Raw genomic sequence first — 24,366 nt, 5'->3', positions numbered from 1 at the left:
TGAAAAACAATCATTTCCATTTCGACGAATTACACCTGGGTACTGAGCAAAAGGTCTTTTAGGTTTTGATATGACCAAGGTTTACTTACAAAATGATCAATCAGTTTGGTTTCAAGTGCCTCATCCACATCACCTTCCTGTGTGTAGCCCGAGATAATCACTTTGGTCGATTGACTGGAAACACCCAGTTCTTTGAGTTCTTTGAGGTACTCAACACCCGTCATAACCGGCATCAACTGATCCGTTAGGATGAAGTCCGGCTTATTACTTTTTACATGCTCAATGGCATCATTTGGAGAAGTGGTGGTCACAATATCAAAATCCCTTTTAAACATTTCTTTAAAAAGGATCAAATTGATCTCTTCGTCATCCAGATATATTAATGAAGGCTTACTTTCATTCATTGCTTTCTTCGGCTAGTGGTAATTTAATCGTAAATTCTGCCCCTTCTTCCGGTCGTGAGTCCACAGCTATTGTTCCTCCATGTCTTTCTACTATACCATATGTTATGGCTAAACCCAATCCTGTTCCTGCGCCCACATTTTTTGTGGTGTAGAATGGGTCAAATATTTTTTGTTTCTGCTCTTCTGACATGCCTACCCCATTATCCTTAACCTTAACCTCGACATGCTTTCCGTTCATATTAGTGATGATATCTATTTTTCCGTCTTTACCTTTTGAAATCACTGCGTCAATAGAGTTATTGATGATATTCAAAAACGCCTGACTTAATTGTCCTTTAAACCCATCAATTTCAGGAATGTTCTCAGCAAATTTTTTATTAATCTTCACAGAGTCCCGATGACGGCTATTGAGCAACAGTAAAGCCACATCCAGGTCATTGTGTATATCAATTTTTGTTTTCTTCTCTGTTTCAGATCTGGAAAAAATCCGCAATCCTTTTACAATCTCAGTGGTTCGTTCTGCACCTACTTTGATACTTGAGATCATCTGATCAATTATTCCTTGAGCCTCATCATACCCGATCTCTTCTCGCTTTTTAGACAAATCCTGAATCGATTGCTTGAGGTCACTGTCATCTTCTTTTAACTCAGTAACCTGAGATATCACCGGCCGTATTTCTGCAAACCTATCACTGAGCACATGAATACCTGAATATACGAAGTTGATCGCATTATTGATTTCATGCGCAATGCCGGCAGTAAGCGTACCCAAAGAGGCCATCTTTTCGGATTGTACCAGTTGAGACTGTGTTTCCTGAAGCTCTTCCAACAGATTCGCAAGATCTTCTTTTTGCTCTGCCAATTTTCTGGCAGCCCTCTTTCTGGCACGATAAGCTGTGAAAATAAGAAATAAGAAAACGACAACCACGACTAAGAACAGAATCAAAAAGACCAGCGCACTTTGTTGAGAGTTGACCACATTGGACATCTCATCCAGCCGTTCCTCACGCTGAGCTATTTCTTCATTCTGCTTTGCAATACGTTCCTGTTGTTCATCAAGTGTTTTATTTCCTTCTGCTACCTGATCTTTTTGAATATTAATTTCTTCTGTCAATACATCTAGTTCTTGTTCTCGTTCGTCCAATTGCGTGGTTAAAGCAATCAACCTTTGTTCTGATTCAGCAAATTCATCCCTAAGACTATCCAGTAAGCTATTTTGTTTCTCAATTTCTTTTTCTTTCTGATCTATCTCCTCGTCTTTTTCGGCCATCAACAATTGTTGTTGTCGACCAATTCTTTGAGCAATTGCAACATTCATATTAAGGGTATCGAATTGCTCTTTTAATGCTTCCGCTCTCAACTCCATGGCCCGAACTGAATCCCTGACCTGCTTGAATATCTTCGCCAGATCTACTTCCGACCCTCCCAGGTCGTTCATTCCCGGCTTTATCTTCAATCCCTGATTGATCACGTTAGCGCGATTGATTTCAAACGTGAGCCCTCCGGCAGCACTATTCAGGAAGTTGATCATCACATCCCGCTGTTTATCGTATCGGTCTGTGATCAGAAGCATTGATTTGCCTCCTATTCGATCGAGCAGCGTAGGTATAGTAGCATTGTATCGATTTGTTACGAAAATCACATCCGCATCCTGCGGGATTATCACATAGCTGGTAAATCCTACCTGAACATCTCTTCCAGCCAGTTTCTGAGTTTGACTCGTACTTCTAAACTCAGTTTTCAGATCCTCATCTGTAGTGATGACATGAATTTTAAATGGAGTCGATTTTTGTGGCCATTCAATATTCTTAATGATTGAGTAGGTGCTTGCCACTAGTTGCTTTTGACGATCCGTCTGAGCATGAGCAATTTGACCCACCAAAAGCGTTGCAAGTAAAAATATTATTGCCTGTTTAACCTTCATTATAGGACTGGTGACAAAGCGAAATATAGTGATTTTATACGGGTTCATACCAGCAATTAGATAAGACAAGCTCAAGATTAGATAAATAACGGATTCTCATAGAGATACATTTTACTAAAAATATTAGTAATTTTGATTTATGGAAAATTCTTTCATTCTGCATATGGATTTAGACACATTTTTTGTGTCTGTAGAACGATTACGTGATCGTCGTTTGAATGAAAAACCAATTTTGATCGGTGGTTCAAGTGATCGAGGAGTGGTAGCAGCGTGCAGCTATGAAGCCCGAAGGTTTGGTATCCACTCTGCCATGCCAATGAAATTAGCAACACAACTATGTCCCGAGGCGATTGTCATCAAGGGAAGTCATGCTGATTACACCAAGTTTTCCATGGAAGTATCTGAAATCATTAAAGAAAATGTCCCCGTATTTGAAAAGACATCCATTGATGAGTTTTATGCGGATCTCACAGGAATGGATCGCTTTTTTGGATGCTTCAAAATGGCTTCAGAACTGCGGGAACGTGTGATTAACAATACCGGTCTTCCTATTTCATTCGGTCTCTCTATCAACAAAACTGTGTCAAAAGTGGCCACAGGAGAGGCAAAGCCAAATAATAAAATTTGGATCCAGTCCGGAAAAGAGAAATCCTTCCTGGCACCTCTGCCGGTACAAAAAATCCCCATGATTGGGGAAAAAACCTATCAAACACTTCGGGGACTTGGTGTAAGAAAGGTACAAACCCTGCAAGAGATGCCACGCGACATGCTATTCCAGATTTTCGGAAAGAATGGTGCGATGATGTGGGAAAAGGCCAATGGTATTGATCATTCTCCGGTCGTTCCTTATTCTGAACGAAAGTCCATATCGACCGAGAAGACTTTCAATAAGGACACCACGGATGTTCATCGACTGAAGGAAATCATTTTGGCCATGACAGAGCACCTCGCCTATCAGTTGCGGGAAGAAAGTAAGCTGACAGCCTGTGTTGCAGTAAAAATTCGTTATTCAGACTTCAACACTCATACGCAGCAAATTCGCATCTCTTACACCTCTGCTGACCATATTTTGATTCCCAAGGTGATCGAGCTTTTTGAAAAACTGTACGATCGCAGGCTGCTCGTGAGATTGGTAGGTGTGCGCTTTAGCAGTCTGGTGCATGGCAACTACCAAATCAACTTGTTTGAGGATACCGGTGAGATCATAAACCTGTATCAGGAGATGGATTGGCTCAGAAAAAAACACGGAGACCGATCTGTGGTACGAGCAAAATCGCTCGGTGTAAATGCCATGCGGACATTTAATCCTTTCAAAGGAGATATGCGGGTTTCGAAGGTAGGGTGATGTGGGGATTAACTCTCCCCCTCCCCTCTCTAAAATTAGAGAGGGGTGCCTTTCGAAAGAAAGGCGGGGTGAGTTCTTAAAATTTAAATAATGAATAAAAACTACTGGAACACAATAAAATCTCTTGCCAGAGAGCTTAGAAAAAATCAAACTCCATCTGAGAATCTACTCTGGAGAAACCTAAGAAACAGAAACCTTAGCGGAGTAAAATTCTTCAGACAACACCCAATCACATATCAGCAATATGGAAAAGACTATTTCTTTATTGCAGACTTCTATAGCGCAGAAAAAAAGGTTGTAATCGAGATCGATGGGAAAATTCATGATTTTCAAAAAAATTATGACCAACAACGTGATCTCATAATTTTTGCAAAAGGTTTGAAGGTATTGAGATTTAAAAACGGTGAGGTAGAGCAGGATATAGAATCAGTTCTAAAAAAAATTAAAAACTCTTTTAACGCTCCCCCTTCCCCTTCTAAAATTAGAGAGGGGTGCCTGACGAAGGAAGGCGGGGTGAGTTTTCAATTATATGTACCTCAACACCCACACATATTACAGTTTTAAATTTGGCACTCTGTCTGAGGAAGACCTCCTTGCTACCGCTCGGAAATGTGGGATCAATGAGTTTGTACTTACAGATATCAACTCTACTTCGGGGTGCCTCAATTTTGTGCGATTAGCTCCGGAATTTGATATTCGCCCAATACTTGGAATTGACTTTAGAAATGGAGCAAAACAGCAGTTTGTAGGAATTGCAAAAGATAATGACGGTTTTCAGGAGCTGAATGAATACCTGTCGTACCACCTGCACCACAAAACAGACTTTCCCGGTCAGGCGCCATCGTTCAAAAAAGCCTTTGTAGTTTATCCCTTTCACAAATCATTTAACCTTCCTCTCCGAGAAAATGAGTTTTTGGGTGTGAGACCCAAGGACATTATCAAGCTACCCAGAACACCATGGGTGAATCAGTTGAACAAACTCGTGATCCTGCAAACAGTCTCTTTCAAAGGCGGGGATGAAAATAAGATTCATTTTAACATGCATCGGTTACTCCGAAGCATCGATAACAACACGCTACTCAGCAAACTACCTAAGAGTGAAGAAGGTGATCCTGATGACACCATGTACCCGATTGGTCGGCTCTTTGAATCTTACAAAGATTACCCAGAGATCATCGTAAACACAAAAAAACTACTTGCACAATGCTCCATTGAATTTCATTTTAACGACCCGGTAAATCACCAAAACCTCAAAGTATACGGAGAATCAGAGGAAGATGACATTCGAAAAATCACCGAGCTATGCCATGAAGGACTGCCTTACCGATACGGAGATAACCCTAAAAAAGAAATCCTCGACAGACTGGATATGGAGCTTGACCTGATCAGGTCTAAGGGGTTTGTTTCTTACTTTTTGGTGAACTGGGACATCCTTCAATACGCTCGTAAAATGGGGTATTATTATGTGGGGAGAGGAAGTGGCGCAAACAGCATTGTCGCCTATCTCTTGCGTATAACAGATGTAGATCCTGTGGATCTGGATCTATATTTTGAGCGATTTATTAACCTCTTCAGACAAAATCCACCTGATTTTGACATTGACTTCTCATGGAAAGATCGGGACGACATCACACGGTACATCTTTGAGCGCTTTGGGGCAAACGGCCAGGTATCACTTCTTGCCACCTATAGCACATTTCAAAGCAGGGCCATCATCCGGGAGCTCGGTAAGGTCTTTGGCTTGCCGCCTCACGAGATTGAGAAAGTAGCGCAAACAGAAGAACGAGATTTAGACCACATTGGAAGGTTGATTAGAAGGTATGGTGAGCGATTGATTGATTTTCCCAGCCATCTCAGCATTCATGCGGGAGGCGTACTTATCGCTGAAAAACCGATACACTATTTTACCGCTACCTCCTTACCTCCAAAAGGCTATCCGGTCACTCACTTCGATATGATAGTCGCAGAGGATGTGGGCTTGTTCAAGTTTGACATCCTGAGTCAGCGTGGACTAGGAAAGATTCGGGACACACTTGATGTGATCAAACGAAACTGCCCGGATGATCCGGAGGTAGATATTCACAACTTCAAGTCGTTCAAAAACGACCCCAAGCTCAACTACCGATTACAAAACGCAGATGCGATCGGATGCTTTTATATCGAGTCGCCAGCAATGCGCATGCTCATGAAAAAGCTGCAAGTAAATGAATACCTGGGGCTTGTAGCTGCAAGCTCTATCATCCGACCGGGAGTGGCAAAATCCGGAATGATGCGAGAGTACATCCTTCGCTACCGACATCCCGAACGAAGGAAAGATGCCCATCCGGTGCTTCAGGATATTATGCCGGATACGTATGGCGTGATGGTTTATCAGGAAGATGTGATCAAAGTGGCACACCTGTTTGCGAAGCTGGATCTTGGTGAAGCCGATATGCTCAGACGAGGAATGTCGGGTAAGTACCGTTCGCGGGACGAATTTCTGAAAGTAAAGGATAAGTTTTTTCAGAACTGCAAAGACTTAGGGCACTCCTATGAGCTTTCCGCAGACATCTGGCGACAAATAGAAAGCTTTGCCGGATATGCGTTTGCAAAAGGACACTCCGCATCCTACGCTGTAGAAAGCTATCAGGCATTGTATCTCAAAACATATTACCCGCTGGAATACATGGTGGCTGTCGTTAATAATGGAGGTGGCTTTTATCGAACTGAATTTTACATACATGAAGCACGAATGTGTGGCGCACAGATTGAAGCTCCGTGTGTAAACCATAGTGAAGAACTCACGGTGATCTATGGAAAAACCATCTATCTCAGTTTTGGAATGGTTAAGGACTTAAACCACACGACAATGGATGCGATCATTGCAGAGCGAGAAAAAAACGGAATATTCCAAGATCTGGATGATTTCATTAATCGTGTTAACCTGTCGCTGGAGCAAATCAAACTCCTCGTTCGGGTAGGTGCTTTACGAGCATTCGGCCCAAAGAAAGACATCTTATGGCAAGTGCATTTCACCATGGGTGCCGGTGTTAGCCGAGCCAAAGGTGGCCTCTTCAATATGCCTATCAAAAAGTGGGCGCTCCCTCCTCTCCATCATGATAACAGAGAAGACGCCTTTGATGAGATGGACTTACTCGGATTTCCACTATGCAATCCATTTGACCTGGTGGCATTGGATCGAGTGGGCGTATTATCTAAAGATCTGGCTAAGCATGAAAACCAGCAAGTGGAGATGTTTGGGTACCTGGTCACCATAAAAAATACGGGTACATCCACAGGTAAGCGCATGAACTTTGGGACTTTTATTGATCGAGAGGGTCAGTTTATTGATACGGTACATTTTCCTCAAACAGCTGCCAGGTATCCGTTTCGAGGCAGGGGAATCTACCGCTTGATTGGCAAAGTGGTAGAGGAGTTTGATTTCTATAGCCTGGAGGTAACCTTTATGGAGAAGATTAATTTTGTCAATCTGGAGGAAGTTTCTAAGGGTACGGTAAGGGCTATTTCGAAACAGTAATTCGATGAATATCAATTAATTACCTATTTAAAACCGATGTTTTTGAGTAGTTTTAGTGGCACTAACTGCCACTACTATGCTTAGCTTTCGCCAGCTGCTAACTATTTGTATCGCATTGTACGCCCTCAATGCTACTTCCCAGAGGGGTCAAATCATCACTGCTGCTAGTACAAGTGTGATGGATCCTAATGGGGATGGGTATGTTTCCCTCGATACAGATGGATTCTCCAATGATGGTTATTACCTAGATGAGTTTGAATTTACCATGTTTGCATTGCCAATCTTCGGAGATGGAGACGCGTTAAATGATACACAAGCAGGACCCAATTGCGGCTCCACTGATCTAACCGTAGACTCAGAAGGCCAGGCTGCATATGCTGTACTAGATGGAAACAACAACCTTATTTTTAGGTTGCGTCTGGCTGCCGAAAACCCTGCTGTAAAGGCTTACACCGTTTTAATTGATACAGATGGAGCCATTGGGTCTTCAGATGATAACTTCAATACATCAAATCTAGGATTTGAAATAGATATAACTCTTATAAAGAGTAACTCTAAAGGAATTCTTGTGTATGACATTGATGGAGCCACGGGTTGTCCTACCGAAGTGTTACAATACGATCTATCGAGTAATTTTCAGCTATCAATTGCGGATGAAGTAAGTTGTGGCGATGAAGATTACTTCTATGATTTCTTTGTCCCGTTTGGGGATCTTACCACTGAATTTGGTATTACAGTCAATAGTGAACTTCAGTTTGCCGTGCTCACCAACATTTCTGCAACCTGTGCACTTGGTGGTAGTGTATCAGACATAGGAGGAGTAAACGATGATGATTATGCCGGCTGTATCGAATGTGCATTTGAAGATCTTGCATCCAATCAATGTCCGGTTCCTTTTAGTGAGCTCCAGGACGGTGGAGGCGGATTTGCATCTGGGTCAACCCCGGAACCTGAACTTGAAACCCCGCTGAAAGAAGGGGATAATGTAATTTCAGGAAAAGCAGCCCCTGAAGCTGATGTATATATTGATGTATATGATATCAACGATGCATTAGTTGAATCTGACACCTCTCAGGTTGATTCAGACAGTCTTTGGAGTGTGACCTTGACATTACCTCTAAGTCAAGGGGATTCTGTTGTTGCTGTAGCAGAAATACCTGGAAATTGTGACTCCCAAGCATCCGGATCTCAAGTCAGTTTTGCTGTAGTCGTTCTCAATACAAAACCAACCATTGGTGGTACTGCCATAGCTTTGGCATATACTGAAAATGATGGAGCTGTACCTGTAGATCCTGGAGTTACGGCAAGTGATAATGAAGATTTGGATTTCGTGTATGCCACTATACAAATATCAAGTGGTTATGAATCGACAGAAGATGCCTTGACTTTTACTAACCAATTAGGCCTTACCGGAAGCTATGATGCCGGAACTGCCACCATGACAATAACCGGTGATGCTACAGTTGATGATTATAATACAGCACTTCAAAGTGTAGCATATTCTAACAGCAGTGAAGATCCCGTAGAATCAACCAGAACCTTGACATTTATTATCAATGATGGAACGGAAGATAGTGATCCCTTTTTACGGGACATTATTGTTTCTGCTGAAAATGATGCTCCGGTAATAGCGGGTACAAGCGGCTCTACCGAATACCCAGCATCCCCTCCACTTAATGTAAATTCAACCATGTCTATTACAGATGCTGACGATGCTCAATTGACTGCTGCAACTATTCAGGTAGTGCTTTCTTTAGATAGTTCTTTTGTCGATGGCGATGAGTTACTATTTACAGATCAACTGGGCATAACTGGATCTTACAATTCCACAACCGGGGTTTTATCACTTTCAGGCACTGCAGATTTAGCAGATTATGCAACGGCTCTCAATAGCATTGATTATGAGTACAATCCTCCTGGCACTGCTGACTATGATTCCCGAAGAGTTCTCTTTTGGGTATCTGATGGCACTAACTCTAGCTCTCATTTTCAGCATTTCATCACTTTTGCAGATGATGTCAACCTTCCACCTGATGTAGTGGATGAAAATGGAGATCCTATTGTAGATGGAATTGACGTCACCACGAATGAAGATTCAACAGTTGAAGTTTGTATCACAGTAAGTGATCCAGATGGGGATTTGGTAACCATTGATAACATTTCCACTCCTTCGAATGGAAGTATTTCAATAACCGGAGACTTATGCTTCGAATACACTCCCGATGATGATTTTAATGGAACAGAAACAGTCACAGTAACCGTGTGCGATGCAGTTGGTAACTGCGATGCAACTCCAGTAGATATTACAATAACAATTGATGAAGTCAATGATCCTCCTGTAATAACTCCTTCAACCGAATCTGCCGACGAAAAGACAACTACCCAACTATGTATTGATCCTTCAGATATTACGGATGTGGAGGGTGATACACATGAGTTTACTTCAGGAACCTCTGCGAATGGAGGAACTGTGGCTGATGGTACTGCCGATGATCTTTGCTTTGATTATACTCCTCCTGATGATTTTATTGGGACTGATCAAGTGGAAGTAACCATATGTGATAGTATTGATCCCACCGTCTGTGCCACAACCACGATTGACGTAGAAGTAATAGACGTCAATGACAGTCCAATTATTTATGTGAAGGGAATCGATTCTGAAACCATGACTGTTGAAACATTCGAGGATTCAGTGAAGGTTTTCTGTTTTTCTGTAGTTGATGAGGACGGTGATAATGTAAGTACCAAATCAATTGTTAATGTATCAGGAAATGGAACATTAGTAGCAGATGCAACAGAGTTCTGCTATGAATATACACCAGTTGCTGATGAAAATGGAATTCCATCTGTATGGACAATCACTATTGAAGACGATGGCACAGGAAATTTAACAGATATGGTTACTGTAACCTTAAATATTGAGGCTGTTAATGATTATCCTACACTCAGTACGATTACTGATCCTACAGCGATCGATGAAGATGCTGCCGAACAAACGATTAATCTTTCAGGCATTTCTGCAGGTGGTGGAGAATCTCAAACTTTGACAGTAGCTGCTACTTCCAATAATACCGCCTTAATCCCGCACCCTACGGTAACATACGCTAGTGCTGATGCAACTGGATCTTTAGCATACACTCCAGTAGCTGATCAGTCTGGAACGGCAGTCATCACGGTAACCGTTGATGATGGTGTTGATTCACTAAATATTGTCACTCGAACATTTACTGTGGAAGTCAATGCCATCAATGATAAACCTGTAATCACTGCTCAGTCTACTTTGAGTACGGATGAGGAAACAGATTTGACCATCGGGTTGGGTGATTTAACCGTCACCGACCCGGACAATACCTATCCCGATGATTTTACCCTGACAGTAAATACCGGAACCAATTACACCGTGGCTGGCAACACCATCACTCCTGCCGATGATTTCAATGGAACACTAACAGTCCCTGTGACCGTAAATGATGGAACAATAGATGCTGATCCGTTCAACCTTTCGATTACCGTAAATGCCATCAATGATGTACCGACGCTCGCAGACATTGCCGACCCGGCAGCCATCGATGAGGATGCAGGTGAGCAAACGGTTAGTCTAAGTGGTATCACCCCTGGCGGTGGTGAGTCGCAAACACTCGCTGTAACAGCCACTTCTGACAACACGGCTTTAATCCCGAACCCGACAGTGACTTATTCCAGTCCCAATGCAACGGGATCGCTGGCTTACACCCCGGTATCCGATCAATCGGGAACTGCTACCATCACCGTAACCGTCAATGATGATCAGGCAAGCAACAATACCGTTTTCAAAACTTTTACAGTAACCGTCAATGCCATCAATGATAAACCGGTCATTACTGCTCAGTCTGCTTTGAGTACGGATGAAGAAACGGATTTGACCATCGGGTTGGGTGATTTAACCGTCACCGATCCGGACAATACCTATCCTGATGATTTTACCCTGAACGTAAATACCGGAACCAATTATACCGTGGCTGGTAACACCATTACCCCTGACGATGATTTCAATGGAACACTAACAGTCCCTGTGACCGTAAATGATGGAACAATAGATGCTGATCCGTTCAACCTTTCAGTTACCGTAAATGCCATCAATGATAAACCGGTCATCACTGCTCAGTCTGCTTTGAGTACGGATGAAGAAACGGATTTGACCATCGTGTTGGGTGATTTAAACGTCACCGACCCGGACAATACCTATCCCGATGATTTTACCCTGAACGTAAATACCGGAACCAATTATACCGTGGCTGGTAACACCATTACTCCTGCAGATGATTTCAGTGGAACACTAACAGTCCCTGTGACCGTAAATGATGGAACAATAGATGCTGATCCGTTCAACCTTTCGGTTACCGTCAATGCCATCAATGATAAACCGGTCATTACTGCTCAGTCTGCTTTGAGTACGGATGAAGAAACAGATTTGACCATCGGGTTGGGTGATTTAACCGTCACCGACCCGGACAATACCTATCCCGATGATTTTACCCTGAACGTAAATACCGGAACCAATTATACCGTGGCTGGTAACACCATTACTCCTGCAGATGATTTCAGTGGAACACTAACAGTCCCTGTGACCGTAAATGATGGAACAATAGATGCTGATCCGTTCAACCTTTCGGTTACCGTCAATGCCATCAATGATAAACCGGTCATTACTGCTCAGTCTGCTTTGAGTACGGATGAAGAAACGGATTTGACCATCGGGTTGGGTGATTTAACCGTCACCGACCCGGACAATACCTATCCCGATGATTTTACCCTGAACGTAAATACCGGAACCAATTATACCGTGACTGGTAACACCATTACCCCTGACGGTGATTTCAATGGAACACTAACAGTCCCTGTGACCGTAAATGATGGAACAATAGATGCTGATCCGTTCAACCTTTCGGTTACCGTCAATGCCATCAATGATAAACCGGTCATCACTGCTCAGTCTGCTTTGAGTACGGATGAAGAAACAGATTTGACCATCGGGTTGGGTGATTTAACCGTCACCGACCCGGACAATACCTATCCCGATGATTTTACCCTGAACGTAAATACCGGAACCAATTATACCGTGGCTGGTAACACCATTACCCCTGACGATGATTTCAATGGAACACTAACAGTCCCTGTGACCGTAAATGATGGAACAATAGATGCTGATCCGTTCGACCTTTCGATTACCGTCAATGCCATCAATGATGTACCGACGCTCGCAGACATTTCTGATCCGGCAGCCATCGATGAGGATGCAGGTGAGCAAACGGTTAGTCTAAGTGGTATCACCCCTGGCGGTGGTGAGTCGCAAACACTCACAGTAACAGCCACTTCTGACAACACGGCTTTAATTCCGAACCCGACAGTGACTTATTCCAGTCCCAATGCAACGGGATCGCTGGCTTACACCCCGGTATCCGATCAATCGGGAACTGCTACCATCACCGTAACCGTCGATGATGGAGAAACTAGTAATAACACCGTTTCTAAGACTTTTACTGTGACTGTTGATCCTGTTAATGATGTTCCTATTGTTGATGAACTGACCTTACAAGTACTCGAAAAAGAAACAACCACACTATGCGTAACTGTATCTGATATAGAAGGTGATACCCACATATTTAAATCTGGAACATCTTCTACCAGCGCAACCATTGCCAATGGCACAGCAGATGATATGTGTTTTGAGTACACCCCCGCTGATGATTTTCTTGGAACAGATCAAATAGAAGTAACTATTTGCGATGCGAATGATCCTTCTATTTGCGCAACTGGTACGATCAACGTTGAAGTACTCGATGTAAATGACCCTCCAATTTTTATTGAAAATGGTATTGAGGTTAACAGTATAACTATAGATGCTATGGAAGATACTCCTCTGGATATCTGCCTGGAATACACTGACCCGGAGGGTAATAATGTTTCCACGACAGGAATAACGAATTTATCCGGTGGTGGACTATTAACGGAAGGAACAACAAGTCTTTGTTACACATTTGAACCTAAAGAAAATGTATATGGCGCTGTTTTGTGGCAGGTTGATGTGCAAGACGATGGCACCCCTCCTGCAGCCGCAACAGTTTTTATTAACATCAATGTGGCAAACATTAATGATGCACCGGAAACACGACCCGACACTTTGATGGTCATGAGAAAGGAAAGCAAATCCATAAATGTGCTGCTGAATGATTATGACTTAGATGGTGACGAATTACAATTACGTACCACACTTGAGAAACAACCTATGGGGGGAGTAGCCACTATTTCTCAGGATGGAACCATTACTTACGTTTCCGATGCGAATTTTAGAGGCATAGACTCACTGATTTACATTGTGGAAGATTTAGGTAGTCCATCTCTCACTGCGTTTGGAAAAATGATTATTAGGATTGACGATAATCCCTTCACAATTTATCAAACGGTTTCACCTAATGGAGATGGCATGAATGACTACTGGCACATAGAGGGTATTGACTTTTATCCCGACAATACAGTGACACTTTTTGATCGATATAATAACCTGGTTTTTGAAATCAACGGTTACAATAATGAGGACAAGGTTTGGATTGGTAATTCAAATACCGGTTCAAATAACACACTGCCAGAGGGAACGTATTTTTATCGAATCTCTGCTGGTGAGGCGGGGACGTTTGGAGGATTTGTTGTACTAAGAGGGACTGAGAATTGATTAGAAAAAGCATATTAGCAGGCCTTATTCTATGTGTGAGCTATTTAGCAATAGCGCAGCAAACAGCCAGTCTGGCTCAATATATGTTCAATCCTTTAGCTATAAATCCAGCTTTTGCAGGTGCAAACAACTTACTAAGCGCTTCATTCATAAGCAGGTTTCAAAATATTGGCCTGGAAGGTGCTCCCAACACCCAAACGCTTTCTATACACTCACCTTTATGGCAAAAAAACATATCGGGAGGGGCTTTAATAATTCGCGACAAGATTGGAATTATTAACAATACCGGAGTTCATGCCGCCGGCGCATATAGAATATTTTTTGATAATGATGGAGAACACTCATTATCATTCGGTATGCAGTATGGGCTTATTAATTACAATGCAAACTATACCAAGTTAAAAAGCCTCAACCCGGATGATCCATATTTCAATACAGACATCAATCAAACCCGGATGAATATTGGTGCGGGTGCTTTTTACATGAATAAGCTCTTTTTTCTGGGAGTCTCAATGCCTCATATGATGAACAATGTATTCGATGGTCAGGAAGATTTCGCTACGGTATTTCAGTCAGTCCCTATGCTTTTTCACGGGGGATATATTCATGTTGCGAATCCATCTATAAGGATCAAACCTAACTTTCTTGTGAAAGTTACGGATGGAAGAATTTCTGACCTGGATATTAACTGCAACGTGCAATTAGAAGAATTACTTTGGGTTGGTCTCTCCTACAGGTTCCCCGGAATAAATTTTCTTTCAGAAATAAAACTCTCCGATCAGCTATTATTAGGGTATGCCTATGGTATAGGAAATAGTTCATTACGGGGCGTGGGAATAAGTACCCATGAGTTGCTTTTAAACTTTAGGTTTAAATTCACCAAGTACAAATTAACCAGCCCAAGATATTTCTGATATGAGAAAATTAGGAATCTACCTTGTGCTTTATCTGACTTGTTCTTTGCTTCTGGCTCAAGGGAAGACTGCACTTGATTTGATAAAAGGTGATCGAGTCATAGGTAATGAATACTTTGACCGGATGGATTATAGAAGCGCCATTACTCACTACAAAAAAACCTTAGATAAACACCCCGATGACAGTGAGGTTAAACTGAAAATTGCTCAATCTTACCTCAAACTTAATGAGCCAATTAATTCTGAGATATGGCTCAGGAGTCTTGCATCCTATCCCGATGCTTCTAAAGAGATGATTTTTCTCTATGCAGAAGTGCTTATGAGGAATGGTAAATTGGATCAGGCTAAAAACTGGTATGAAAACACTTTGCAAAAGAGTTGGGACGCAGAAGCTGCTTCAAAGCTAAGTTTCATCAATGAAATTGATTTATATAGAAAAAACGCACAATACAAGATTGAAAACCTTGATATCAACTCTAAAGTAGCTGATTTTGCTCCTCATCCATTTTCAGAGGGAATGATATTCCTTTCATCTCGTCAGGCAGATATATACATTCAATATCAGCCTTCGAATGCAGCTCATAAAGATGAGGGCATGATTCGCTTTTTTATTAAGAAAAATGTTTCTGATGTAATTCCCCTTGAATATAGTGAAGAGGTGAAGCCTTTCTACCATGATGGCCCATTCTCATTCTATAAGGACGATAAAATGGTTGCATTCACTCGAAATGACCTTAGTTCAAAGTCTAAAGATCAGGGAATTGTGAAGCTGAAGCTTTTCTTCGCAGACTGCAGTGATTTATCAAACTGGAAAAATATCACTCCTTTTCAGCATAACAATAAGAAATATTCGGTTGGACATCCTACTCTTTCTAATGACGGTAAAATCCTTATTTTTTCATCTGATATGCCCGGTGGAAATGGTAACGCAGATCTATATATTAGTTATAGAGAGGGCAACTCATGGACAGATCCTACTAATCTTGGTGCTGAGGTCAACACTTCGGGAGCCGAACTATTCCCTTACTTGCACAATGACTCCATACTTTACTTCTCATCGACTGGTCTTGGAGGTTTTGGAGGACTTGACATCTTTAAAGCCGTTCTTAAAGACTTTGAAGCTAAGGAACCGATCAATCTGGGTCAGCCAATCAATTCTTTTTCTGATGATTTCAGCTTCTATTTGAATGAGGATGGAAAGAGTGGTTACTTTTCATCCAATAGAGAGGGAGGAAAAGGGTTAGATGATATTTATGCTTTTAAAAGCACTTCTTCGCAGCTAATCATAAGACTTATTGCTGAATCTTCTGATCAGCCCTTACCTGATATCAAGATGGCAATTTCATCGTATGAAAATGCTTATAAGCAGGTTGACATATCCAATGAACTTGGTTATTTAAAATTTGATATTCCTGTAGAAAATGATTTCCTTCTTAATGTAGAAGATCAGTATTACTACGCTACCGATAGTATTTTTTATTCTAATAAGAATTCAGATTTAGCAATCGATACGCTACTAATTAAACTGAATAAGCATGAGCTACTAGCACAGGGACGTGTAGTCAATGACGAATCAAAACCGGTATCAAATGCAATGGTCATTCTAAAAAATCAAAATAAGGTTGATTCAATGCGAACGAACGCAGAGGGGACCTACTCTTTTCAGATTGAACCTGAAAACAACTATGTAATCACTGCCTCAAGCAACATTCATTTTAAAGGTCGAGTTGAATTCAATACCTCGAATACTTATTCTGGAAAAATCATTAATGACTTCATTCTTGAAGACTCTGTCACGAAACAAGTAATCTATAATTTATTTGTTATGGGAAGGCTGTATAGCAATGAATCGCATGAACTGATACCAGGTGCACTTGTACTTTTAGATAATATGTCAGCAGGTACCAGAGATTCTGTCAGAACAACTTATGATGGTTCTTATTCTTTTAGGCTTGCTCCTGACAAGCAGTATAAGATAACTGCATTAAGTGATGGTTTTATACCTAATGGGTACTCTATTAACACCCATGATCTTTATGAGGGTGAATTGTTAAATGACATCCTATTAGAAGAAGAATATGAAGATAAACTCATCGCATTTTTTGATTTTAACTCAAGAGAGTTAAACAATAATTATGAAGAATCACTTCAGAATATGCTGAAAATCCTATTGGAGAACCCAAAATCTACTTTGAAAATAACAGCTCATGCAGACACCAGAGGTTCCGCTGAATACAACAAGCAATTATCGATAGACAGACTAAACTCAGTCAAACAATATTTTATCAAAAGAGGGATTTCAGAAAATCGATTGGAAGGAGTTTCTTTTGGAGAAGAACTCCCGCTCAATCAATGCAGTAGTGGGGTCGATTGTGAGGAAGAAGATCATTCTCAGAACAGACGGGCCGAACTTAAGGTACAGATGCATGGCATGAATTAATCATTCTTTAAATCTAAACTGCTACTTACTTCGTAAATCATATACTTTTCACTAACTGTGATGGGTTTAAAATGATAACGGCTCCTTTGAGGGGAGCCGTCTTTTTTTTTGCATCATGAGTGGTCATACGTTGGGCTAACAGCTTTTAAATAAAAAAGAGTGACCCCTCAACAGAGCCACCCTTTTACTAACCACCAAAAAACACATACCTTCAATGCTGCAAGCAAAACAAATCCTTCATTGGTGTTTAGCTTCATTCTGCGCTTGTTTCACATTGCATATGTATGGTGCCGGAGGTTATCTCAACACGAAGTGGTAAGCAGGTGACTCACTTCTGAGCCACCCTTTACTAACCACCAAAATCATTACTATTTCACCCAAGGGATTAGAGAAAGCAACTCTTGCTTGTTGTTTCTGCTTATGGGAATATGTGTGTCATCAATGTGCACATGAGAAGTGGTTACTCCTTCAATTTTGTCTAATCGAATAATGTACGATTTATGAATTCTATAGAAATCTGAAGAAGGAAGAATCTTTTCCAGGTTTTTCATGGTGATATGTACGGTATGCGATCGCTCCTTACATTTCACTTTCATATAGTCTCCGTAACCTTTAATGTACTCAATGCTTTTTAGAGAAATACGTTGAATTCTTTTACCGACATTCAGGAAAATGCTTCCTTCGAATTGCTCGATTTTGTCATTAATATTTAGTGTTTCTGTTTTATGTACTTGCATGGTGGTAGTCATTTAAGTTCTCGTTTATGTTTTTTAATATTTTGTTAGAATTTGAATTAGTATGTCGTGCGGGGCTACTTCATTCCCACCGAAGTAGGGAAAGAGCATATAGTAAAGTCCTTTACTACATGGCGCCTCACGCGTGATCCTGACAGGATCGTATCCTTGCAGATAGAAGACGTATTCATCTTCAGTAATCTGCAGTTGATAATCATTTGGTTCGTTTAGTGCTACATCCCCGATGTATTGGGTGATTCGCTCTCCCGCTACATACGCGTATGCATGAATCTCCAACTTGCCATCCAGCCATCTCCAGCCAAAACGGGCACTATTATCATGGTGTGTAGAGTTGCAATCTGAAAAACCCATCAGCTTATGAATGTCGTGCTGATTCTCTTTCGTTGCAGCCTGATAGATTGCAGATTGATCAAAAATGACAGAGAAATTCAGGGCCTTCGATTGAAGGGACTGCATCTTCCACAATCCTGAATGCTTACCTGCCGGAATGATGAATTTTTCATAAGGATCCTCTAAAGCCGGCTCGCAGGCAAATAGCGTAGCGACCAGGACAACTACTAAAAATCTCACGATGGTGTTTAGTATACTTTTCATGCCATATCGCTTATAAATGAACCAGTAGTTTGACACCTGTAGCAGATTCCCTTGCTCGGATACCGGCCGTAATCGCAGCAGAAAACATGTCTGTGATTCTGATTTCTGTTTCCACCTCCGGTATCAGTATGAAGTAATCTTCATTCACAAAGCCAGCTTTTGGTGTTAGAAAGAGCCTCATGTTTCCACATTTCGTTACCGGAATGACCGTCTCTACTCCATAGAATGGATACTTTTCGTCAAGACCTTCTTTCGTAGACTTTAGGTTTGATTGGAAAATCATCCCTAAACCCAGACCTTTTTCTGTTTGCGCACGAAGGCCAAAACCTTTTTGGAGCCCCATGACTGTGTTTTGCAAAAAGGCATTTCCAGTGAGTGTCTGTGCTGTTGCAGAGAACTTCGCTCCGATGAGTAAAACGCTTATAATGATTAGCTTTTTCATGACAATGCGGTTATGAGATCCTTTGGCTTATGCTTTGGTGATTTGAAATTCGAAATCACTCATTCCTGCCATATCCAGCCCCGTATCAACCATTTCTTCTCCACATGTTGCTGATGAGCACCTCCAGTAAACCTTCACTTGCTTACCGTCTGTATGCGCTTCATTTAGTCGTTTTATTATCTTGAATAGGTACCCGACGGAAGTAGCATTAAGTATTTCAAGATTGAAGTAGATCTTTAATTCATCCTGATCTTTTAGATGTGTTTCAATGTCAGCAAGCATCTGGCAGTATTTGATCCAGGCATCTTCTGTAGCACTCCATCCTGTTGCCGTAATCAAACTGATGGATTTCAAATAGCCTACAGAAAATTCTTTGAGCTTACTTTTAGTCACATAAAGTGGTGATACTTCTTGCTGGTAATCCATATCTAATAGTTGAGCATTCATGACAGTTTGATTATTGCGTTTTTAAGATTTTTAGAAGACGAAGGATAAAGATCCCTGAAGCGTAGGGCGGAAAGCTCTGGAGCCCAGCCCCATGCCTACTCGTATGTGTTCGGCAAGCTTGTAATCAGCAAGTAGCGATGGTGTGATGACAAAGTTTTCACCGTTAGATACACCTGTTCGGACATTTGCTTTCACTACAAATTGCTCTCTGAGCATTACCGGCACTGCGAAGTAGAGTCCGTAAAACTCCTTTTCATAGTGTCTGGGTAAGGCTGCTTTATCTGCCTCGCTCATCATAAAAGATTCTACTAAAGAGGTCTCCTGAAAGAAGGCACCATACTCCCATTGGTATTGATTTTCAAACCCAATGGCAGTTCCTGTTTTCGGACTCATGTGAGTCTTTTCTACATACGTTTTTACAACCAACTCTTGACCGGAGGCAAGCCCCATCAGCGTCAAAAGAAATACGACTAATAAGAATGGCTTTTTCATGTTTATCTGTTTTTTAGTGTTTTTTGATAATACAAAAGTCAGCGAATGATCCAGCCTGTGTGAGAGGGATTCTCTGGTTTGAAAAGATTCAGAAAATCGCGCAAAAACGTCCGTGAGATGCGTATAGAGGATGTACTTATCAAAATAAGTGAATCACGCAGCGGAAAATACGGACAGATTGTTAGGGGTTTTAAGTAATGATTTTTTATATGCAAAATAAAAAGCCTACCACGCATATGGCAGGCTTAATAACTAAGAGGATTTACTAAATATTTTATATTCCGTTATATGTGTGACTACCACTAACAACTGATGCTGTCAGTACGGTCTTGATTTCCTGACACGCATAATAATAGACGATTCGGTCACCGATCTTATTAATTTCCAAGCAATCTGGAGCCATCTCCGGTCGCTCTAACACATATACATAACTATTGTGGTTTCGGCGTACGACCTTTAATATTTTAAGAGATACTGAATCGTTTATAAATAGATACTTTGGAGTAATGTCAAGGGTGTTATGCTCTGTTGTCATACATTCATCAAATAATTGAACGGTTTGACTTGTTTCCAATCGAGCATAGGTCGGGTTATAGATGTTTCTAGAAGACATGCATGATGAGAGTAGAATGACTAGCGTAAATGGTATGATTAGCTTTTTCATCGCCTTGACTTTTTTGTTTTGATAGTTCAAAAGTCAGGATATGGCGAACCGATTATGAGAGTGAAACTCGGGTTATAATAGATTCAGAAATCTCCGCAGAAATCTCCGTGAGACGCGTATAAGGGATGTGCGTAGCTATTTGAGTGAATCACGTAGGAGTGCAGGTTTTGATTTTAAGTACCGCAAAAGCAAACCCTGAATGGAGGAAAAAGAGCGTATCATGTACTCGCTTTCGCAATTAGGTGACTATCCTATCTTAAAGGGAGGAGCGACCAGTCGCTTGCTCATACGATTCATCGTAATCATCTCTGATAGTACCAAACACTCGATCCCAAATGAGTGTGTATAGACCATAATTACCATGAAACTTCGCATGATGCTGATTATGCGCAACCGAGGTGTTTACGTACCTCCCAATTCGTGTTTTATGAAATCCTTTGGGAAATAGCTCATAACCTAAATGGCCGTACACATTATAAATGATCTGAAAGATCATAAACAGCATAATTACAAACGCATGCGTAGGAACTGTAAATGCTAATATCAAGATAATGGCAGCTTCAATGAATGCTTCTAACGGATGAAATGCATAAGCCGTCCATGGTGAAGGATTCGTGGAAAGGTGATGGATCTTATGTACCCTTCTGAAGAGTGCCGGGTGGTGCATCAACCGATGTGCCCAGTAAAAATAAAAATCATGGATAAAGAACATTGGAATGACAGTTAACAGCCAATACCAAACGGATTTATCGGCGAGAGAATCATATAACAAATTGTAAGGCTTCAATACATAAAAAGTGAGTAGTGAAATGATGGTAAAGAAAAAAACGGTTAGCAATGAATACCCTAGGTCGCGCCTGTAGTCTTTGGATTTAGGAAATGTAGCTTGTATTCTCCTTATCGAAAACCGAGAACGGAATAACATGTAGAAGATCAAAAAAGCAAGCCCGGCGGCCAACAGGTATCGGATACCGATATTAAAATAAATAAAGGGAAACAGGTTTTTCAGCTCCTCTAACATAGTGTAAACGAAGTTACTAAGTCAGCAGAATTTAATTTCGTTTAGTTAAGAGAAGTTTTTAGCATTAGATTGAAACCCCTGTCCCCTAACTGGGAAAATGACTTAAACCTGTAGGTCATCCATATAGAGACTGAGGGTATAAATGGTACTGATTCCTACTTAACGTCTTGGATAACCTTATACGAGTTATACACGACTATTGAGATTCAGAGATCTACAATGGCAAAAAGTGACCCATGGAATTTTGGTGTTGTGAAGAGTTCGAAGCATTGCAATAAAAAAACCCACCGCTCTCGCGGCAGGTCCTCACCTAATCACTGCCTCCGCGTAGAGGCAACTCACTACTAAACCTAATCACATACTTTTTTACTAACTAACTGGCATTTTAACTACCACTTTCGTTCCTTGACCTTTCTTAGAATTGATGTCTATCAGTCCATTGGATTTTTTTACTCTGTGAGTAATATTCATTAAGCCATTGCCCAGCTCATTGCTCTCCAGTTCAAACCCATTGCCGTCATCCTCTACGATCATACTCAAAATGCTGCCTTCATGCTGGAGTGATATGTTCAGGTTTTGTGCATTGCTGTATTTGATTGCATTATTCACTGTTTCCTGTACCACCCTAAATATTTGCTGCTTCACAAATCGATCGATTCTGGACTCATCGATTTCACAGTTGAAAGTAAGGTCCATTTCTACTGGGAGATAAGATGTCAATTTCTCGAGCGCATAATTCAGGGAAATGTCATCGATATGCTTTACTGAAATGTTAGACAGCAATCTGCCAAGGTCATCCAGTCCTTCATGGAGCAGATCTGTACTTTTTTCAATGATCTCTGAACAATCACCACAGTTTGAAGCTTTGCTCAAATACATGGATACTGCGTTTAGCTTCTGTCCAAGATTGTCATGTAATTCACGAGCAATCTCATTAGTTGATTCCTCCTGATGCGCTATACGTGATCTACTTTCTCTGGACTCACGGGTTACATCCAAGATTGTTCCATAAAACGTGTTTCCGGTTCCATCTTTATAGTCCGGTCGAAACAATATCTCAAAATACCCCTGGTTCTTTTCATTGATCATGTATCGGTGTTCCATCCGATACTCTTTTTTCTTTTCGATGCTTTGATTGATGCCATCCAAAAACATGGTTCTGTCTTCCGCCTTGATCAATCGAATCAATCTTCCCAGTGAAATCTGGTTGGAATGGATGCCCAGCATTTTCACCAGGTTCTTTGAACAAGAAACCAAATCCAGTTCCACATCATATTCGAAGCTACCGGATAATGTCAGCTCCTCTGCCTGTTGTAAAATATGCTGGGACCTTTCCATTGTAGATATGGCATCTTTTCTTGCAGTGACATTTTTGGCCTGCCCCAGTATCCCTGTGATGGCGCCATCAATAAATATTGGATTTTTGGTAACCTCTAACCACACTCGCTGACCGGCATCATTGAAGTAATCCATCTCATATTGTGATGAAATCCCCCTGTTCAGGATATTTAAGTCATCCTGATATGATTGTATGTTATGATGAATCCAACCTATTTCATCATCAGTTTTGCCTATTAGCTCGGATTCACTTCGCTCATAAAGCTTTATAAAAGCGGCGTTCACACGCACATACTTTCGATCACCATCTTTGATGAAAACAGGGTTCTCCAGTCCTTCAAAAATCGTATCAAACATCTGAGAAGTCTCCTGATACTTTTTCTGGCAATCTTCAGATATCTTTTTGTATCGCTTGTTTGCCAAAACATTCTTTATCACAAAAGGCAGCTTTTTCAGGTTGGACTTATTTACAAAGTCATCTGCACCCGAAGACAATAAGTCGCAGCAAAGCTCATCTCCAATAGATCCTGAAACGATTATAATGGGAATTTCTGTTAACGAATTGATATATTTTAATGCACTTAGACCATCATAGCCTTTAAGGCCATAATCGCAAAGTACCAAGTCAAAACCATCCAGACTCTCAGCTTTCAATTGTACTTTTGACTCTATTTCCTTGAAAGAAAATTTAAAGGAGGACTTTTTTAGTTCTCTTTTTATCAACACCACATCATCAGGATTATCCTCTAGCAGTAGTACCCTGATTGTTGCATTACTCTCTTCCAATTCTCTCATAGCCGTTCGCTCTTACTTTGCGTTTTAGTGTTTTTGAAACTTGATGGTGTGGTGTCCTCTTTGACTTGCGAAAGCCATTCCTTTGCTCGCTCTACTGACTGAAAAACCATTGCCGGAAATTTCAAATCATTTAGTCGAATGTGTTGTTTTATGAAAATCAAATCAGAAAGTGATTTAACAATATAGGCTTCAGCTACACGGTATTCATTTAAGAGTTCGCTTTGACCCCATTTTTTTAGAGCGTCGAAACTCAGAATACCTTCAGAAGAAGTCATATCATTAAGAAAGGGGAGCCTATTTCCACTTAAAACAGTGACGGCACTTTCAATGTGATCCAGTATCATCCTGCTATCCACCATGAATCTTCCTTCCGGAATCCAAAATTCAGAACACAGCATGCCTTTTTCACATAGCCAGTGCTTGCCCGTTGTTAATTCAATTTGATTTTTCACTTCTAACACGAAAAACCACTCACCAACAGGTGTGCCAGTTATTTTAAAGGGGAAATTTTAAGCCGTAACTACTTGTATATCAGATATATTAAATTACAGTAGTCACAATGCTT

At 41.0% G+C, this 24,366-nt stretch carries 17 protein-coding genes; 6 read left to right on the top strand and 11 right to left on the bottom strand.

The window, feature by feature from the left end:
• Window positions 1–29: 29 nt before the first annotated feature.
• Together ACQK2H_RS06850 and ACQK2H_RS06845 are read right to left on the bottom strand one after the other, a co-directional pair.
• Window positions 30–404 (bottom strand): response regulator, encoded by a 375-nt coding sequence (locus tag ACQK2H_RS06850; RefSeq protein ID WP_425390713.1) that lies wholly within the window; start codon window positions 402–404, stop codon window positions 30–32.
• Window positions 397–2,328 carry a YfiR/HmsC family protein gene (locus ACQK2H_RS06845; protein ID WP_425390712.1) on the bottom strand — a complete coding sequence of 644 codons (1,932 nt, stop codon included), beginning with the start codon at window positions 2,326–2,328 and terminating at the stop codon, window positions 397–399. Before ACQK2H_RS06845 ends, ACQK2H_RS06850 begins: the two co-directional genes overlap by 8 nt.
• Window positions 2,329–2,467: 139 nt before the next feature.
• On the opposite strand from ACQK2H_RS06845, the gene dinB reads away from it, so the two are divergent.
• The 6 genes from dinB to ACQK2H_RS06815 all read left to right on the top strand — a co-directional run bounded on the left by dinB (window position 2,468) and on the right by ACQK2H_RS06815 (window position 17,253).
• Entirely contained in the window at window positions 2,468–3,673 is a 1,206-nt protein-coding gene (gene dinB / locus ACQK2H_RS06840; RefSeq protein WP_425390711.1) for a DNA polymerase IV, read from the top strand.
• A 90-nt stretch (window positions 3,674–3,763) separates the two neighbouring features.
• The gene (locus ACQK2H_RS06835; RefSeq protein WP_425390710.1) at window positions 3,764–4,237 is read left to right on the top strand and encodes an endonuclease domain-containing protein; all 474 of its coding nucleotides are present in this window, start codon (window positions 3,764–3,766) and stop codon (window positions 4,235–4,237) included.
• Window positions 4,203–7,190 (top strand): DNA polymerase III subunit alpha, encoded by a 2,988-nt coding sequence (locus ACQK2H_RS06830; protein ID WP_425390709.1) that lies wholly within the window; start codon window positions 4,203–4,205, stop codon window positions 7,188–7,190. Before ACQK2H_RS06835 ends, ACQK2H_RS06830 begins: the two co-directional genes overlap by 35 nt.
• A 76-nt stretch (window positions 7,191–7,266) precedes the next feature.
• On the top strand, window positions 7,267–13,899 hold the full coding sequence (locus ACQK2H_RS06825; RefSeq protein ID WP_425390708.1) for a tandem-95 repeat protein: 6,633 nt from the start codon (window positions 7,267–7,269) through the stop codon (window positions 13,897–13,899).
• Window positions 13,896–14,813, top strand: a complete 918-nt coding sequence (locus ACQK2H_RS06820) for a PorP/SprF family type IX secretion system membrane protein (RefSeq protein ID WP_425390707.1) — start codon at window positions 13,896–13,898, stop codon at window positions 14,811–14,813. Before ACQK2H_RS06825 ends, ACQK2H_RS06820 begins: the two co-directional genes overlap by 4 nt.
• Window position 14,814: 1 nt before the next feature.
• A complete protein-coding gene (locus ACQK2H_RS06815) occupies window positions 14,815–17,253 on the top strand; it encodes a carboxypeptidase regulatory-like domain-containing protein (RefSeq protein ID WP_425390706.1) in 2,439 nt (812 codons plus the stop codon).
• Between the two features lie 368 nt (window positions 17,254–17,621).
• Here ACQK2H_RS06815 and ACQK2H_RS06810 read toward each other — a convergent pair whose 3' ends face one another.
• The 9 genes from ACQK2H_RS06810 to ACQK2H_RS06770 form a co-directional block, all read right to left on the bottom strand.
• The gene (locus ACQK2H_RS06810; RefSeq protein ID WP_425390705.1) at window positions 17,622–17,990 is read right to left on the bottom strand and encodes a LytR/AlgR family response regulator transcription factor; all 369 of its coding nucleotides are present in this window, start codon (window positions 17,988–17,990) and stop codon (window positions 17,622–17,624) included.
• A gap of 33 nt (window positions 17,991–18,023) precedes the next feature.
• Complete coding sequence (locus tag ACQK2H_RS06805; protein WP_425390704.1) at window positions 18,024–18,602, bottom strand: hypothetical protein; 579 nt, start codon at window positions 18,600–18,602, stop codon at window positions 18,024–18,026.
• 10 nt (window positions 18,603–18,612) lie between these two features.
• Entirely contained in the window at window positions 18,613–19,044 is a 432-nt protein-coding gene (locus ACQK2H_RS06800; RefSeq protein WP_425390703.1) for a hypothetical protein, read from the bottom strand.
• Between the two features lie 27 nt (window positions 19,045–19,071).
• Window positions 19,072–19,491 carry a SiaC family regulatory phosphoprotein gene (locus ACQK2H_RS06795; RefSeq protein ID WP_425390702.1) on the bottom strand — a complete coding sequence of 140 codons (420 nt, stop codon included), beginning with the start codon at window positions 19,489–19,491 and terminating at the stop codon, window positions 19,072–19,074.
• A gap of 30 nt (window positions 19,492–19,521) precedes the next feature.
• Window positions 19,522–19,983, bottom strand: coding sequence for a hypothetical protein (locus tag ACQK2H_RS06790; protein WP_425390701.1), 462 nt, complete (start codon window positions 19,981–19,983; stop codon window positions 19,522–19,524).
• Window positions 19,984–20,257: 274 nt separating this feature from the next.
• Window positions 20,258–20,647 (bottom strand): hypothetical protein, encoded by a 390-nt coding sequence (locus ACQK2H_RS06785; RefSeq protein WP_425390700.1) that lies wholly within the window; start codon window positions 20,645–20,647, stop codon window positions 20,258–20,260.
• Window positions 20,648–20,903: 256 nt separating this feature from the next.
• Entirely contained in the window at window positions 20,904–21,668 is a 765-nt protein-coding gene (locus tag ACQK2H_RS06780) for a sterol desaturase family protein (RefSeq protein WP_425390699.1), read from the bottom strand.
• Between the two features lie 369 nt (window positions 21,669–22,037).
• Window positions 22,038–23,801: a PAS domain S-box protein gene (locus ACQK2H_RS06775; protein ID WP_425390698.1), complete on the bottom strand. Its 1,764-nt coding sequence runs from the start codon at window positions 23,799–23,801 to the stop codon at window positions 22,038–22,040.
• Entirely contained in the window at window positions 23,798–24,253 is a 456-nt protein-coding gene (locus ACQK2H_RS06770; RefSeq protein ID WP_425390697.1) for a hypothetical protein, read from the bottom strand. The genes ACQK2H_RS06775 and ACQK2H_RS06770 overlap by 4 nt, the downstream gene beginning before the upstream one ends.
• Between the last annotated feature and the right edge of the window lie 113 nt (window positions 24,254–24,366).

The sequence above is a fragment of the Ekhidna sp. genome, from assembly GCF_965228795.1.
Lineage (GTDB): Bacteria > Bacteroidota > Bacteroidia > Cytophagales > Cyclobacteriaceae > Ekhidna.
This window is presented reverse-complemented; position numbering and strand designations above follow the sequence as displayed.